The organism is Microbacterium sp. LMI12-1-1.1 (assembly GCF_040676455.1).
Lineage (GTDB): Bacteria > Actinomycetota > Actinomycetes > Actinomycetales > Microbacteriaceae > Microbacterium.
The window spans coordinates 1,719,945-1,733,858 of record NZ_JBEGIA010000001.1 but is presented as its reverse complement, the minus strand read 5'-3'; the positions used below and the strand labels follow the sequence as shown (position 1 = coordinate 1,733,858).

General features: G+C 68.4%; 14 protein-coding genes. 8 read left to right on the top strand and 6 right to left on the bottom strand.

Annotated elements, in window-relative coordinates; translation table 11 throughout:
• The first annotated feature begins 24 nt into the window (after positions 1 to 24).
• The 5 genes from MRBLMI12_RS08075 to MRBLMI12_RS08055 are packed head-to-tail and all read left to right on the top strand — an operon-like array spanning position 25 to position 4,908.
• Positions 25 to 837 carry an ABC transporter ATP-binding protein gene (locus MRBLMI12_RS08075; RefSeq protein ID WP_349425522.1) on the top strand — a complete coding sequence of 271 codons (813 nt, stop codon included), beginning with the start codon at positions 25 to 27 and terminating at the stop codon, positions 835 to 837.
• Positions 824 to 1,534 carry an ABC transporter ATP-binding protein gene (locus MRBLMI12_RS08070; RefSeq protein ID WP_349425521.1) on the top strand — a complete coding sequence of 237 codons (711 nt, stop codon included), beginning with the start codon at positions 824 to 826 and terminating at the stop codon, positions 1,532 to 1,534. The genes MRBLMI12_RS08075 and MRBLMI12_RS08070 overlap by 14 nt, the downstream gene beginning before the upstream one ends.
• 1 nt (position 1,535) lies before the next feature.
• On the top strand, positions 1,536 to 2,417 hold the full coding sequence (locus tag MRBLMI12_RS08065) for a branched-chain amino acid ABC transporter permease (protein WP_349425520.1): 882 nt from the start codon (positions 1,536 to 1,538) through the stop codon (positions 2,415 to 2,417).
• Positions 2,417 to 3,616 carry a branched-chain amino acid ABC transporter permease gene (locus tag MRBLMI12_RS08060; RefSeq protein ID WP_363355486.1) on the top strand — a complete coding sequence of 400 codons (1,200 nt, stop codon included), beginning with the start codon at positions 2,417 to 2,419 and terminating at the stop codon, positions 3,614 to 3,616. The genes MRBLMI12_RS08065 and MRBLMI12_RS08060 overlap by 1 nt, the downstream gene beginning before the upstream one ends.
• 20 nt (positions 3,617 to 3,636) lie before the next feature.
• A complete protein-coding gene (locus MRBLMI12_RS08055; protein ID WP_363355484.1) occupies positions 3,637 to 4,908 on the top strand; it encodes an ABC transporter substrate-binding protein in 1,272 nt (423 codons plus the stop codon).
• Positions 4,909 to 5,238: 330 nt separating this feature from the next.
• On the opposite strand, the gene MRBLMI12_RS08050 is transcribed toward MRBLMI12_RS08055, so the two are convergent.
• Entirely contained in the window at positions 5,239 to 5,901 is a 663-nt protein-coding gene (locus MRBLMI12_RS08050) for a GntR family transcriptional regulator (protein WP_363355482.1), read from the bottom strand.
• Positions 5,902 to 6,203: 302 nt separating this feature from the next.
• On the opposite strand from MRBLMI12_RS08050, the gene MRBLMI12_RS08045 reads away from it, so the two are divergent.
• Entirely contained in the window at positions 6,204 to 7,700 is a 1,497-nt protein-coding gene (locus MRBLMI12_RS08045; protein WP_363355480.1) for an aldehyde dehydrogenase family protein, read from the top strand.
• 122 nt (positions 7,701 to 7,822) lie between these two features.
• Here MRBLMI12_RS08045 and MRBLMI12_RS08040 read toward each other — a convergent pair whose 3' ends face one another.
• Positions 7,823 to 8,221, bottom strand: a complete 399-nt coding sequence (locus MRBLMI12_RS08040) for a DUF6855 family protein (protein ID WP_363355478.1) — start codon at positions 8,219 to 8,221, stop codon at positions 7,823 to 7,825.
• A gap of 227 nt (positions 8,222 to 8,448) precedes the next feature.
• Entirely contained in the window at positions 8,449 to 9,042 is a 594-nt protein-coding gene (locus tag MRBLMI12_RS08035; protein WP_363355476.1) for a VOC family protein, read from the bottom strand.
• Positions 9,043 to 9,342: 300 nt separating this feature from the next.
• Here MRBLMI12_RS08035 and MRBLMI12_RS08030 point away from each other — a divergent pair, with 300 nt between their 5' ends.
• Complete coding sequence (locus MRBLMI12_RS08030; RefSeq protein WP_363355474.1) at positions 9,343 to 9,831, top strand: hemerythrin domain-containing protein; 489 nt, start codon at positions 9,343 to 9,345, stop codon at positions 9,829 to 9,831.
• A gap of 144 nt (positions 9,832 to 9,975) precedes the next feature.
• Here MRBLMI12_RS08030 and MRBLMI12_RS08025 read toward each other — a convergent pair whose 3' ends face one another.
• Positions 9,976 to 10,566, bottom strand: a complete 591-nt coding sequence (locus MRBLMI12_RS08025; RefSeq protein WP_363355472.1) for a TetR/AcrR family transcriptional regulator — start codon at positions 10,564 to 10,566, stop codon at positions 9,976 to 9,978.
• Positions 10,567 to 10,673: 107 nt separating this feature from the next.
• Here MRBLMI12_RS08025 and MRBLMI12_RS08020 point away from each other — a divergent pair, with 107 nt between their 5' ends.
• Positions 10,674 to 11,549 carry an SDR family NAD(P)-dependent oxidoreductase gene (locus MRBLMI12_RS08020; RefSeq protein WP_363355763.1) on the top strand — a complete coding sequence of 292 codons (876 nt, stop codon included), beginning with the start codon at positions 10,674 to 10,676 and terminating at the stop codon, positions 11,547 to 11,549.
• Between the two features lie 117 nt (positions 11,550 to 11,666).
• Here MRBLMI12_RS08020 and MRBLMI12_RS08015 read toward each other — a convergent pair whose 3' ends face one another.
• Together MRBLMI12_RS08015 and MRBLMI12_RS08010 are read right to left on the bottom strand one after the other, a co-directional pair.
• A complete protein-coding gene (locus MRBLMI12_RS08015) occupies positions 11,667 to 12,263 on the bottom strand; it encodes a pyridoxine/pyridoxamine 5'-phosphate oxidase (protein ID WP_363355470.1) in 597 nt (198 codons plus the stop codon).
• 284 nt (positions 12,264 to 12,547) lie between these two features.
• Complete coding sequence (locus MRBLMI12_RS08010; protein WP_363355468.1) at positions 12,548 to 13,852, bottom strand: HNH endonuclease signature motif containing protein; 1,305 nt, start codon at positions 13,850 to 13,852, stop codon at positions 12,548 to 12,550.
• Positions 13,853 to 13,914 lie beyond the last annotated feature (62 nt).

Here is a 13,914-nt window from a genome sequence, read left to right as displayed (position 1 = left end):
CAGGGGAGGACTCGAGTCCCCTTGATGACCACACGCGACGACGCGAAAGGTGGGGCCATGGGCGCTCGGCTCGCAGTCCGCGACGTCAGCCTTCACTTCGGCGGCGTCAAGGTGCTCGAGGACGTGAGCTTCACCGTGGAGCCGGGTCAGATCTTCGGCCTGGTCGGGCCCAACGGCGCCGGCAAGACGTCGCTCTTCAACTGCGTGAGCGGTCACTACCGGCCGAGCGCCGGCTCCATCACGATCGATGACGTCGAGGTCGTCGGGTCGTCCCCGGCCACGCTCGCGCGGAAGGGGCTGGCGCGGACGTTCCAGCATCCCGCGCTCCAGCTGCGCGAGACCGTGCTCGAGAACGTGCTCCTCGGCGCCCATACGCGCCTTCCCGGCGGTCCGGTGGAGTGGTCCCTGCGGCTGCCGCGCACGGTGCGTGCCGAGAAGGCGCTGCGGCAGGAGGCGCTCGACCTCCTGGAGCGCAACGGCCTCGGGTGGGCCGCCCAGATGCGGGCCGACGAGCTGTCGCACGGACTGCACAAGGGCATCGAGCTCTGCCGCGCGCTGCTCACCCACCCCGGCCTCCTCCTCCTCGACGAACCGGCGGCAGGTCTCCCGCACGCCGAGGTGGAGCAGCTCATCGAGACGGTGCGGCGGGTGCGCGACGAGGACATCACGGTGGTGATCGTCGAGCACAACATGGGGCTCATCTCGGCGCTCACCGACCGCGTCGTGGTGCTCGATCACGGCCGCAAGCTGATGGAGGGCTCGGCCGCGGAGGCGCAGGCCGACCCCCGCGTCATCGAGGCCTACATCGGGAAGGACGCGGTCGATGACGCTGCTTGAACTGGCCGACGTGCGCGCCTTCTACGGCCGCGTCCAGGTGCTCGAGGGCGTCTCGCTGGTGGTCCCCGACGGGGGCGCGGTCGGCATCCTCGGCGCGAACGGCGCCGGAAAGACCACGACGCTGCGCGCGATCTCGGGCACCGTGCGCTCGACGGGCACGATCCGCTTCGACGGCAAGGACCTGCGGGGACTGCGTCCCGACCAGGTCGCTGCACGCGGGATCGCGCATGTGCCGGAGGGGCGCGGCACGCTCGGGAATCTGACGGTGCGGGAGAACCTCAGGGTCGGCGCCTACAAGCGCAAGGACCGCAAGGGCATCGCGTCGGACATGGACTACTGCCTAGACCTGTTCCCGCAGCTGCAGGACCGGATCCGCTCCAACGGCTCGGCGCTCTCGGGCGGCGAGCAGCAGATGCTCGCGATCGCCCGCGCCATCATGTCGAAGCCGCGACTGCTGCTGCTGGACGAGGCATCACTCGGTCTCGCTCCCGGCACCGCGAAGAGCGTGTACCAGGCGATCGGCCGGCTGCGCAGCGAATCGGGCATCGCGATGCTCGTGGTCGAGCAGAACGCCAACCTCGCCTTCACCCTCGTCGACAGCGCCACGGTGCTCGAGACAGGGCGCAACGCCCTCACCGGCTCGTCGGCGGAGCTCAAGGGCATGGACGAGATCCGCCGCGCGTACCTGGGAGGCTGACGTGGGCACGTTCATCCAGCTCGTCATCGACGGCCTCTCGACCGGCTCGATCTACGCCGCCCTCGCGCTCGCGATCGTGCTGGTGAACCAGGCGACCGGGCTCATCAACTTCGCGCAGGGCGGCATGGCGGTGCTGTCCGCCTACATCGCGTGGGCGCTGAACGGCCTCGGCATCCCGCTCCTGCTCGCGATCCTCGCAGCGGTCGTCATCTCGTTCTTCCTCGGAGCCGTCATCGAGCGGTATCTCATCCGGCGCTTCGAGCGGGGCGACCCCGACACCGCCGTCGTCGTGACGATCGGCCTGCTCACCTTGATCACGGGGTTCTGCGCCTGGATCTGGACGTACAACAACCGGCTGTTCCCCTCACTGTTCCCGCTCGAGACCATCCAGATCGCTGGGGCGGTGATCAGCGTCCGCTCGCTCGGCACCTTCATCGTGATCGTCGCATGCATGCTGCTGCTGCAGGCGCTGTTCCTGGGCACCAAACTCGGTCTCGCGCTGCGCGCAGTCGCGATCAATCCCGCGTCCGCCGCGTTCTCCGGCGTGAACGTCGGCCGCAACCTCATGATCGGCTGGGGGCTGGCGGCCGTCCTCGGCGCGGTCGCCGGCGTGCTCGTGGCGCCGCAGCTGACCCTCACGCCCGGGATGATGGACTCCGCCCTCGTCTACGCGCTCGCCGCGTGCATCCTCGGCGGCCTGTCGAGCCCCATCGGCGTCGTGGTGGCCGCGTGGCTCATCGGCGTGCTCGAGAACCTCGCCGCCGTCTACGTGCCGTTCATCGGTCACGACCTGAAGATCGCGGTGCCCTTCATCCTCATCTTCGTCGTGCTCTTCCTGCGACCACAGGGCCTGTTCGGACGGAAAGCGGTGGTGCGCGTCTGATGGCTGCGAACACGGACCTCTCCAACCGGTCGCCCCTCCTCGAGCGCCCCTGGGTGCGCTGGGCCGTCATCGGCCTCGTCATCGTGCTGATGATCGTGCTGCCGCTGATGCTCCCGGAGTTCGCCAACCAGACGATCGCCCGTATCGGCGTCTTCGCCGTCGCCGTCCTGGGCCTCAACGTCGTGATGGGCTACACCGGCCAGGTCTCGCTCGGCCAGATCTTCTTCGTCGGCGTCGGCGCCTACGTCACGGCGTTCGGCGTCAATGCCGACTGGAACGTCGTGCTCGTCTTCGTGCTCGCGTGCCTGGTCCCCGCGGTCATCGGCCTGGTCATCGCCCTCGCCGCCGCGCGTCTGGGCGGACTCGCCATCGCCATGGTGACGATCGCGCTGCCGATCATCGGCGTGCCGCTCGCCAAGCGCCTGTCCGACTTCACGGGCGGCTCGCAGGGCACCTCCGCCCGCTTCTCGGGCGCACCGGAGTGGACCGGCCTGTACGACGACCAGTGGCAGCTGTACATCGTCTTCCTCATCGGCGGCATCACCTTCATGCTCACGCGCAATCTCGTGCGGGGCAAGTACGGCCGGGCCTTCGCGATCGTGAAGGGCAACGAGGCGGTCGCCGGGTCGCTGGGCGTGTCGCCGTACCGCTTCAAGGTGCTCGCGTTCACCATCGCATCGCTCATCGGCGGCGTGAGCGGCTTCCTCTACATGGTCGTCATCCAGTACACCTCGCCCGAGACGCTGCACTTCGGCCACTCGATCGAGCTGCTCGCGTCGATGGTGATCGGCGGCGCCGGCAGCATCCTCGGCTCGCTCCTCGGGGGCATCTGGTACGTGCTGCTGCCGCAGGTCACCAACCTCATCGACCCGAACATCACCGCCATGCTGCAGGGCGCCATCCTCCTGGTCGTGCTGTTCATCCTGCCCGGCGGCCTGGTATCGCTTCCGAGCCTGTGGCGGCGACGCGGGCGCGACACCGGCTCCGGTCGTCCGGGTGGACCCGTCGGCGGTGCCATGCAGGCGGATGCCGCGGCATCCGTCACCGGAACCTCCACCGTCGGCGACGCACTGGGCGTCCCTTCGGCGCAGTCACCACCACCACCACCACCTACGACCCAGTCACCACCACCACCTACGACGCAGTCACCACCACCACCTACGACGCAGTCACCACCACCACCTACGACGCAGTCGTAACACACAGAGAGGCATGACCCATGAGCACGAATCGCAGAAGGATGCGCGTCGCCTCGGTCGTCGCGGGGATCGGCATCGTCGCCGTCCTCGCTGCCGGCTGCGCACGCGGCGGCGGATCGCCGAACGACACCGACGACGGCGGCGCCGCCGAGGCGAGTCCGGGTATCACCGACGACTCGATCACCCTCGGCATCACCACCCCGCTGTCGGGTCCGACCGCCGGTCCGGGCACCTGCACGGTCGCCGGCATCACCGCGTACTTCGGCGCCCGGAACGCCGAGGGCGGCGTGGAGTTCGGCGACGGCAACACCCGCACCGTCGAGATCGAGGCGCTGGACGACGAGTACGACCCGCAGAAGGCCAAGGCGAACTACGACCAGCTCAAGAGCAGCGTCTTCGCGATGACCGCCGGCCTCGGCACGCCCACCAACCGGGCGTGGCTCGACGCGGCGATCGCCGACGAGGTGCCGCAGGTGCTGATCATGACGGGCGACCCGATCTTCAGCAACCAGGAGGAGAGCCCCTGGCAGCTCGGCTTCGTGCCGATCTACCAGAACGAGGGCGAGGCGTTCGGCGAGCTGCTCGCCGGATCGGCCGAAGACCACAAGGTCGCGATCCTGTCGCAGAACGACGACTACGGCGAGGGCTACGTCGAGGGCTTCAAGACCGCCATCGAGGGCGCCGACAACATCGAGGTCGTCAAGGAGCTCACCTACGAGGCCACCGACACCTCGGTCGACGCGCAGCTGACCGAGCTGGCCGGCTCGGGCGCCGACGTGTTCTTCAACGCGATGTCGATCACCCCGCTGGTGATCTCGTCGCTGCAGAAGTCGCAGGAGCTCGGCTGGCTGCCCTCGTGGTTCCTGCCGTCGAACACGTCGAGCCCGACGGCGATCCTCGAGCCGGGTGGCGCCGCGGCGTTCCCCGGCGTCTACACCGTGGCGTTCGCGCAGTCGGCGGCTGCGCCGACGTTCGCCGAGAGCGAGGAGGGCGCCGCATTCCTCGAGCAGCTCGCGGAGTACGCGAACTACCCGGACGTCCCGGCGTTCCCGCACTGCGTCTGGTCGTACCAGATCGGGGCGACGCTCGAGGAGGTGTTCGGCAACATGACCGAGCCGACGCGCGACAACTTCATGGAAGCGCTGCGCGACGTCTCGGGCTTCACGGCGCCGCTCATGCTCGAGGGCTCCACCGTCGACACGACCGAGGACGGCCTGCCCGCCGTCTCGACCGTGCAGGTGCAGAAGTACAACGGCAAGGGCTACGCCCCCGCCGAGAGCTGGGACGAGTGACCTGAGGAGTGCGGAGGGGCGGCCGGAGCATCCGGCCGCCCCTTCGCCGTGCGCCGGTGCGCTTCGTCTCGCTTCGCTCGCTCAACGACCGGAAGTTCCGCCCCCGGTCGTTGAGCGAGCGAGGAACGAGCGAGTCGAAACGCGCTCCCGGTCGAAACGCCCTCGCACCCCGGTCGTTGAGCGAGCGAGGAACGCGGTCGTTGAGCGAGCTTGCGAGTCGAAACGCAGAGACGAAACGCTCTCCGCGCCCGGTCGTTGAGCGCGCGAGGAACGCGGTCGTTGAGCGAGCTTGCGAGTCGAAACGCAGAGACGAAACGCGCCGAGCGGCGTTCACTCCATGCCGTGCAGGACCTCGACGATGCCCGAGAGGTGCGCGCGCGTCGCGGCCTCGGCGGCTTCGGGGTCCTTGGCGAGGATCGCGTCGATGATCGCGATGTGCTCGGGGGCTGACGTCGCGGCGCGGCCGGGGTGGAACGCGAGGCGGAACTGGTGGCGCGCCGACTGGGCGCGCAGGCGCTCGAGCAGCTGCGTGGCGGTGCCGTGGCGGCTGAGGTCGCGGATGCGGCGGTCGAGCTCCTGGTTGAGGCGCGAGTACGCCATGAGGTCGCCCGACGCGATGGCCGCTTCGATGTCGGCGCGCAGCGCGCGCAGGCGCTCGGCATCGGCGGGCGTGAGGTTCTCGGCGGCCTTGCGCGCGCAGAGCGTCTCGAGGCCTATGCGCACCTCGACGATCTCGATCGCCTCGTCGACGGTGATCGCGCGCACGCGCGCGCCGCGGTTGGGCAGGCGCTCGACGAGTCCCTCCCCGGCGAGATTGAGCAGGGCGGTGCGCACCGAGGCGCGCGATGCGCCGTACCGCTCGCTCAGGTCGGCTTCGATGAGGCGCTGATGCGGTGCGAACTGGGCGTCGAGGATCGCCTCGCGGATCACCTGTGTGAGGTCGGGCCGCTCCATCGTCTCGTCGTCGTCGCTGCGCACTGCGGCATCCGTCATCTGGCCATCCCCTTCGGTGCCCTCGTCCGTGCACTGACACTATCTCGCGACGATGGTCCCATCGGGAAGCATTTCATACGAAATCTGCGCGAAAATCGTCGACAATCTTGATTCACGCGTATGCGAGAGGCACGCTGGGAGCAGGTGTCGACGACGCACCCGGCGTCGACCCGCTGACAACCAGAACATCGTGCTTCGGCGATAGCCGGAGCAGGGAAGCACAAGCCCCGGCGAGAGCCGGAGCAGGGAAGCACGAGCCCCGGTGAGAGCCGGAGCCAAAGGGCACAGAGAGGTGGCGTTCCATGGGCGAGACCGCGATGGGGACATCGGTTCGGACGGGGCTGTACATCGGCGGTGAGGAGCGGTTCACGGAGGACGTGCTGACGATCCCCGACCCCGGCAGGCCCGGAGTGGTCGTCGGCGAGGCGGCCGCGGCATCCGTCTCCGATGTGAAGGATGCCGTTGCCGCGGCGAAGGCGGCCTTCCCGGCGTGGGCGGCGCTCACGGCTCAGGAGCGCGCCGCGCAGATGGCGGCCGCGATCGCGGGCATCGCGGATGATCGCGACGAGGATGCCGCGATCCTGTCGCAGGAGAACGGCAAGATCCGGATGGAGGCGTGGATCGACGGGCTCGTGTTCGAGATCCGCTGGAACCTCGCCCTGATGCTCGCCGACGAGGTGGATGCCGCCAAGACGCTGCCGCCGGTGCCCGGCGCGATCCCGGTATCGACCGAGGTGTCGTACCAGCCACTGGGCGTCGTGACCGTGATCGTGCCGTTCAACTGGCCCATCGCGATCCTCGGCGCCGCGCTCCCGCACGCGCTGCTGGCCGGTAACACCGCGATCGTGAAGCCGCCGCCCTCGGCGCCGCTGGCGACCACGCGGGTCGTGCAGCGGGTCGCCGAGAAGCTGCCGCCGGGCGTGCTGAACGTCGTCACCGGACGCGACCAGGACATGGCCGAGCTCATCCAGAACCCCGACGTCGCCAAGGTCTGCTTCACCGGCAGTGTGAACGGCGGCAAGCGGATCATGGAGATGGCGTCCAAGACGCTGACCCGCGTGACGCTCGAGCTGGGCGGGAACGACGCGGCGGTCTTCCTCGACGACGCGATCCTCGACGACGCGCACCTCGACCGGCTCTACGCCGCGATCTACGACACCACCGGGCAGATCTGCATGAACGCCAAGCGCGTCTACGTGCACCGTTCGCGGATGGACGAGCTGGTCGCGGGACTCGCCGCGCGGCTCGAGAAGGCCACGCTCGGCCACGGCCTCGACGAGGGCACGACGATGGGCCCGCTGCATCAGCCGGCTCAGAAGGCGTTCGTCGACGAGATCATCCAGGAGGCGAAGGATGCCGGCGCCGATGTGCGCGAGTACGGCTCCCTGCCGGGGGGTGATCTGGCGGGCGGGAACTTCGTCCGCCCCGCGATCGTCGTCGACCCCGAGCTCGACCTGCGCGTGGTCACCCAGGAGCAGTTCGGCCCGGTCATCCCGGTGATCCCGTTCGACGACGAGGCCGAGGCGGTGCGCCTCGCCAACGACACGTGGGGCGGCCTCTGCGGATCGGTGTGGACGGGTTCGCCGGAGGCCGCGCAGCGCGTCGGTTCCCAGCTGGAGTGCGGCTACGTGTGGATCAACGACCACGGGGCGACCCGCCTCGACCTGCGTGCGCCGTTCGGCGGCATGAAGCAGTCGGGCTTCGGGCGTGAGCAGGGCATCGAGGGCGTGCGTGCCTTCCAGGACACCCGCTCGATCGCCACGCTCGACCCGGAGGTGCTGGCCTCGATGGCCCACTGACAGGTGGGCAGGCTCAGGGGCCGGGTCGACCTATGCGGGTGGAATCCACGCGCGGGCTATATAGGTTCACCTGGATGCTCTCGAGTCTGAGGGGCCAGCGCCGGTCCTCAGGAGCCCTCGGGTCATTTTGGCGGAAGGGCTCGCACACGGTTGCTGCGCGGGTTGTGCTCGAGTTCAACCATGCCGAGTTCCTCGAGTAGCGGGGGCAGGTACATCCCGAAGCGGCCGCGATAGCCCTTTCGGGTGCCGTACCACCCGCCGACTGGGTTGGAGTCGGAGCGCCCCCACGCTTCGACGGACCCGTCGGCGGCAGGTTTCTGTTCGTCTGCGGCGCCGAGCGGAACCCAGTCGCCCTGTTCGAGCAACCAGGTGTGGAGGTCGTCGATAGCCCGCGCCTGGTAAGTCAGGCGGGTGCTGCCCACCTGGCACACCAGCCCGTCGCCATCGCGGTACATGGTGTACTCCGAGGTGCCAGGCGCTGTGCGCAGCACCCACGGGTCCCCGCTCGTTCCTGCTGCCATGACTTCTCCCTCAGTGGCCGTTCGACCCCAGTGTGGCGGTGCCGGGGGTCGCCGTAAAGACTGTCGGCTGGTGCGCGCCAGCCGCCGCTGCGTCCACCACCGAGAGCTTGCCCTGCCGCGGGGTCGAGCTGAATGAGCAGTTCTTCATCGCCATTCGCGGTGTCGCGAACTTAGTTGACTTGTGTCGTGCTGCGGCGCACGGCGCCCACCGCTCCGCTGGCGGCCGGTCAGTTCTTCTCCCGCGGGTCGCGCAAGCTGTTCATGGCATCGATGAGCGTGGAGTGGATGTAGTCGAGTTCGGGTGTGGCGAAGTTCTCCCACGACTCGCCTGCAGCGGAGGCATCCGCGGCATTCCACTCGCCGATGTCGCCAGACGCGTCGGAGGTGTCGGATGCGGCATCCCATTCCTGCTCTGCGGGGGTGTGCTGGTAGACCCACCACAGGTGACCGAACGGGTCGGCGAAACGCGAGAACACATCACCCCAGAAGTCGGTCGGCTCCGTGACGATCCGTGCACCGCGCTGGACCGCCCGCTCGAGAGTCGCCGCCGCATCGACGACGTATACGCGCGTGAACGCGGGGGTGTACGGCCACGCCGGCTTGCGGTCGGCGATGGTGAGGAGAGAGTCACCGATGTGGACCTCGGAGTGGAGGACGAGCCCGTCGGCATCAGCCGTGCGGGCGTCGGGGTTCTCGACGGCATCGAAGACAGCGCCGACGAAGGCGATGAGGCCCGTCGCGTCGTCCGTCATGATGAATGAGTTCACGGTGTTCGAACCGGCTGGGGCCGGCGGAAGGGGAAGGGAAGGCAACGTGGACATGGGGTACTCCTTCGTGTGTCCGCTCAATGCTCCCCGACAATCCGGACAGTGTCAGTCCTCAGCACCCACCATTCGCTGTCCCGGTACCGACCGCAACAGCGCTCAATGACCTGGATGCGAAGCAACAGCTCGCCCCGTTCGACATGCGCGTTTGCGGATCCGAACAGTACAAGCGGATCGAACAGTACAAGCGGATCCGGACCGTACAAAAGGAGTTGAAGTCTGAGCCGAGTGGCCACCTAGGCTGGGAGCGCGCTGGGTGGCCCATGGTCAGCTCGGCGCTCGAAAAAGGCGGTCACCATGCAAGCTCGTACCGACATCGTAGTGAGCGACATCCCGAGGCTCGTCGCATGGCGACAGCAGCTTCTCCAAGCCCACGAACGACTTCGTCTCGCACTCAGCACCGCGCAGCGGGCCGCCCGCGATGGTGCGGATATCGCAGACGCCTCGCGAGATCTCCTGCTCTACTGCCACGGCTTCTGCCTCGCTCTCGACGGCCATCACCGAGGAGAAGACGCGCTGCTGTTTCCCGCCCTCGTCGAGCAGTACCCGGCAGCGGCACGTGTGGTCAGCATGCTCCGGCAAGACCACGACAGGATCGCCTCCCTTCTGACCGGATTCGACAGCGCAGCGCGGTCCGGCGAATCGTCCGCGAGCCTCGCACGTCACTTGGAGGGTCTTGCGGCGATCATGGAGTCACACTTCCGGTTCGAGGAACGAGAGTTGGAACCGCTACTCGACCAGCTCGAGCTTGATGCCGACCCAGCCGTCGTCTTCGGTCCACTATGACCGCGTGACCCCGCGGGCCCGCTGGAGCATCACCAACCGTGGCGCCCGCAGCGAGACGGCGGCCAACGATCTTCCTGCCACGCTCGCTTAGGGATTCCGCTTAGGGAGGTTCTGTCTGGACTCACCCGGACGGGCGCGTGTCGTCTAGGGCCGCATGCCTCGGAGGGTGGTGCGGAGGAGTGCGTCGACATACTCGTTGCTCAAGGGGCCGCTCCGCTGTAGCCAGCGATTGAGGATCGGCCCCCAGATGATGTCGATCGCCACGTCGAGATCGAGGTCGTCCGCGAGCTGCCCCACCTGTTGCGCTTCGCGCAGACGCTGTCGTTTGGCTTCGCGCAGCGGGGCGTCGAGCTGTCGATGGTAGGCCTCGGCGAGACTCTCATCCTGGGCAAGCTCGGTGGCGAGGGCTCGCATCGGTTCGGAGAGCCGCGGATCATTCAACTCCGCGACCGTCGCCCGCAGCACCAGGGTGAGATCGGCCTGGAGATCGCCCGTATCGGGGAGCCGTGGCGTGTCACCGCCGTCTTGCGCGCTGAGGAGGAGGAACGCGTCGAACAGGACAGCCGCCTTCGACGCCCACCACCGGTAGATGGTCTGCTTCCCGACGCCGGCGCGCGATGCGATGCCTTCGATCGTGATGCGGGGATACGGCACTTCCTGCAGCAGATCGAGTGTCGCGTCGAGCACGGCTCGGCGTGCATTCTCGTTGCGTCGCGCGGGGTCGGGGCTCGGCATGCCAGCAGTCTATGGCAAGACGAGACGTTGCGTATTGCCATGGTGGAGAACCCGTGCTAGCTTCATCTCAAGCGAGACGAACCGTCTCGTCTCAGCAAGGAGTGCTCATGATTCAGTCTTCCCCGTCATCTCTCACGTGGTTCATCACCGGCGCGAGTCGGGGCATCGGCCATGCTCTCGCGGCGGCGGCCCTTGACCGTGGCGATCGTGTCGTCGCGGCCGCACGAACCGCAACCGCAGCGACGTTTGCCGCACATCACCGGGACCGTGTCCTCGCCCTGGATCTGGACGTGACCGACAAAGCCGCCGTCGACGCCGCCGTCGCGGCTGCCGTCGAGCGCTTCGGCGGGCTCGATGTCGTGGTCAACAACGCCGGCAACCTGTCCATGGGCATGGTGGAGGAATTCACCGAGCAGCAGGCGCGGGCACAGTTCGAAGTGAACCTCTTCGGCGCACTGTGGGTAAGTCAAGCGGTGATGCCGCACCTGCGCGCGCAGGGCTCGGGCCACATCCTCCAGATCTCGAGCATCGCGGCCCTCGGTGGCTTCCCCAGCACGGGGCTCTACAGCGCGAGCAAGTTCGCCCTCGAGGGGATGAGCGAAGCTCTGGCAGCGGAAGCGGCCTCTTTCGGCGTGAAGGTCACGATTGTGCAGCCCGGCGGCTATTGGACCGACCTGTATTCGAACATCACCGCGACAAACCCGAGGGAGCCGTATGCGCCGCTGCGGGCCGAGCTGGAGCGGCAGTGGGCGGAGGGATCGGTCGACAGCGACCCTCGCCTCGCAGCCGACGCGATGCTCACCCTCGTGGACAGCGACACACCACCACTGCGGTTGCTGCTCGGGAGCATGGTCTATGACCTCGCACACCAGCTCACGGGGCAGCGCATCGCCACCTGGGCGGCCTGGGAGAACGTCAGCCGGACCGCCGAACACGCCGCTTCACACCCCGAACACGCGGACATAGCTGCCGCAGCCAGCTGAGCCAGATCGCAGCAGGGCGACGGACGAGAAACGCCACCGATCAGCGAACATCACCCGCAGCTGTCGGGAGTGCGCTGGCGGACCCGCCGTGGACAGTCGGCTTCTTGTCGACAACCCTCAGGAAGAGTGTTCTGACGAGTCGCCGCCCGGAGCGATATCCATCGACCAGCCGTCGCCGTTGAGGTGGTAGACGATGCGCGTGTGTCGGCGATCGGTTGATCCTTGCCAGAACTCGACCCGTGTGGGCTGGAGGCGCCATAGGGTCCAGTCCTCGGAGGGGACACCCGCCCGCGCCGCTGCGCTGCGCGAAAGAAGGTCTGCCTCGCTCTCTGCTCGCGTCGCACGGACGACACGCCCGCGCACCCGCACGGCACGCACCATCGGCTGCCACCAGAACGTGAGAGCCGCCACCGGGTTCGCGGCAAGCTGTGCACCGCTCCGGCTCGATCCCCGGCCGGCGAAGGCCCACCCGCGGGCGTCGACGTCTTTGAGGATCAGCGTCCTCGCGTCTGGCATCCCATCGGCGCCGATCGTCGACAGTGTCATGGCGAGCGGCTCGGGTACGTCCGCGAGGACCGCGTCATCAAGCCAGTCGACGAACTGTGCAGCAGGATCCGCGCGTAACGCTGCGGTGTCCAGACCTGGCGCCGACCCGGTCAGGCTCGGGATGGCTCGCAACCTGGCCCGGAGATCATTCGTCACTCGAGGTTCCATGACACGAGTCTGCCATTGGCATCCCGGCGAACTGAGGAGGAGAGGACCAAGCCCGCAACGCGACCCGGCCGATCTCCACGGGGGCAGAGGAACAGAAACTTCCGGCACGCTGAGGGGTCCGCCTACGCGCGCTCGACGCTCGACTCGGCGTGCCACGTTCACGTGGGCAGGGCGATGAGGTCGCGCCTTCGGGTGGGGGACTTCGTGGCGGGTCGCCACTTCACTTGCGCGTCCCACCAGTACGGGCCCTTCACATATGGGATGCCGTCGAGCATGCGGATGTGTCAGCCGCCGGTGTCGATCGTTCGATGATGAAACCAGCAGAGCAAGACTCCGTTATCAGTGTGCGTCGGGCCGCCGCGGGAGTGCTCTTCGACATGGTGGAGCTCGCACCATTGCGGTGGGACATGGCAACCGGGGATGAGGCAGCCGCCGTCGCGGAGCGTGATCGCTTTGCGTTGGTGGTGGTTGAAGATGCGGTCCAGGGTCGTGATCGACACGATCCGCCCGTTCTCGCCCAGCACGACGCGTTCGATGGCACCCGTGCAGGCGATGTGCCGGGCGACCGGGAGCGGAACCGGCTGGTCGTCGCCGGGGAGGTGGGCGCGACCGTGGCCGGCTGCGAGGTCCTCCTGGCGCACCGACACCACCAGGGTGGGCGCAGCGCCGCCGAGGGTGGGTAGTTCGCCGGATGCGGCGGCGGCGGTGAGCAGCACCGCGAACGCGTCGTGCTGCTTCTGGGCGTGGCTGCGCTGATCAGCCGCCGACGCCACGGGCTCCCATGGATCGCGTTCCGGATCCTCGACGAAGCAGGGCCCTGGTGCCGGTGCGCCGTCGGCGCGCGGATTGAGAACGCTGTCGAAGCCGAGCTGCAGCTGCGCGGCCAGTTCGGGGAGGAGGCGTCCGCGAAGAGGGACGAGGCCGTCGTCGCCGCGACGACCCAGGCTGACACCCCGCCGACGGAGCGCACGGGTGTCGTCGGGTTCCGCGCCGTCCTGGTCGAGGTACGCCGCCCACACCTGCGCCAGGGCGCGCAACTCGTCCGCCGACGCCGGCGGTGCGGCATCCACTCCCTCGCCACACGCGGCGGCAGCCAGCTCGGTGTCTGCGGCGAGCATGTCGGCCCGGCCGGTCTGGCAGCCGCGGAACGCGCCGGTGACCGCGATGATCCCGTCGATGCCGACCTGCACGGTGCTCAGCGCTGCCCGCATACCCGGGAACTCCGCCGGCAGCACCTCACCGGTGGACAACGCGACAGACTGCTGCACCGCGTTCGCTGCGGCTATCAGATCGGACGCCGTCCGCCCCGAGACGCGCGTCGCGCGCTGCACGAGTTCGCTCATGTTGCGGCATCCGTAACGCGTCGTGAGCCGGTCAGCGTGACCGACGTCACCATCACGGTCCACGATCACCGCGACAGCCTCGACCATGACCGCTTCTGCGCTGCGCCGGATCCGGCCGGCCGTCGCGAGTGCACCGAGCACGTCGGTGTCAGCGCACCCCCGCAGCCCACCGTCGGCGAGCGCCGCCGCGGACACTTTCGCGAGCGCGTCGCCGAGCTCCGTGAGAGCGTCGGCGAGGTTCGTCATGCCCCTATTCTGGCGAGGGCCTCCGACATTCAAACACCCAGATCAAGAGGCGAAACCATGCT